Consider the following 1457-nt stretch of genomic DNA (forward strand, 5'->3'; position numbering starts at 1 on the left):
CGCGGTCGCCGACCGCGACGCTCGTGACGTCGCCGCCGACCTCGGTCACCACGCCAGCGCCCTCGCTACCCAGGGGGGCGTCGCCGGGGTACATGCCCAGGGCGATGAGCGTGTCGCGGAAGTTCAGCCCGACCGCGTGCAGCTGTACGCGCACCTGCCCGCCGGTCAGCGGCGCGTCCCACTCGGGGGCGGGCCGGCAGGCGAGCGCCTCCAGCGTGCCGTCGCCGTCGCTCGCCAGCTTCCACGTGCCTTCCGGTACGTCCAGCACCCCGCTGTCCGCACCCGTCGCACGCACGAGGCGCGCGGCCAGCACCTGGCCGCCGCGGACAGCGACCTGGGGCTCTCCGGTGGCCAGCGCGTCGGCGAGGTACGGGACGTCGGCGGCGCCGGCGTGCGGGTCGATGCCGGTCGCGTCGGTGTCCACGACGCGGATGCGGTCGGGGTTCTCGTTCTGGGCGCTGCGGAGCAGGCCCCAGAGCGGTGCGTGGGCGAGATGGACGTCCTCGGCCGGATGGGTGGCGACGGCCCGGTGGGTGACGACCGCCAGCAGGCGGTCGGTCTGGTCGTTGTCGGCCAGCCAGTTCTGTACGTGGCCGAGCAGCGCCTCGGTCGCGGCGTGGGCCGCGGCCGGGGTGTCCTCGTCGGCGGGCGCGGCGACGTACACGTCGTACCGATCCAGCTCCGCGTGCTCGTCCTGCTCCGTCTGCGCGGGGCTCCAGGAGAGGCGGAAGAGGCTGTTGCGGGTCGCTGCGTCGGTGTCGGCGCCGCCGGTCAGCGCCGAAGCGTCGACGGCCCTGGTGTTGAGGGCCCCGATGGTGGCCACGGGGGCGCCGGTGGGATCCCACGCGCGGAGCGCGAGGTCGTGGCCCTCGTCGCCGGTGGGGGTGATCGTCGCGCGGAGGTGCGTCGCGCCGGTGGCGTGGACGGAGACGCCGGTCCACGCGAACGGCAGCCGCACCTGCGCGTCCGCCGCCGCGTCCGCCCCGGCCTTGGCGCCGCCGTGGGCGGCCAGGGGGTGGAGGGCGGCGTCGAGGAGGGCGGGGTGGATGGTGTGCCCGTCGGGGTCGGTGTCCTCGGGCAGGGCGATCTCGGCGTGCAGGGTGCCGTCGGGCTGCGCCCACGCCGCCGTGACCCCGCGGAACGCGGGCCCGTACTCGTAACCGCCGGCGGCCAGCCGGGGGTAGATCTCGGACACGTCGAGCGTCTGCGCGCCCGCCGGCGGCCACTGGGCCAGCGGCTCGGCCGGCGTCGCCGGCTCGGCGGTGAGAGTGCCCGTGGCGTGGCAGGTCCACGGCTCGGGCTCGGCGTCGTCGCCCGCGTGGGGGCGGGAGTGGATCGTCACCTGCCAGCCGTCCGCGTCGGGGTGCGGGCCGGCGGTGACCTGGAGGTCGCGGGCGCCGGTCTCGCCGAGCGTCAGCGGGGCGTGGAGGGTCAGTTCTTCGAGGTGGGTGGCGCCG

1 protein-coding gene is annotated in these 1457 nt (G+C 76.7%); it reads right to left on the reverse strand.

Annotated elements, in window-relative coordinates:
- A partial coding sequence (locus ABD317_RS36840; protein ID WP_344296413.1) for a polyketide synthase dehydratase domain-containing protein occupies positions 1-1457 on the reverse strand: 1457 nt, incomplete at both ends.

Origin of the sequence: Streptomyces synnematoformans, from assembly GCF_039531005.1 — a bacterium.
Lineage (GTDB): Bacteria > Actinomycetota > Actinomycetes > Streptomycetales > Streptomycetaceae > Streptomyces > Streptomyces synnematoformans.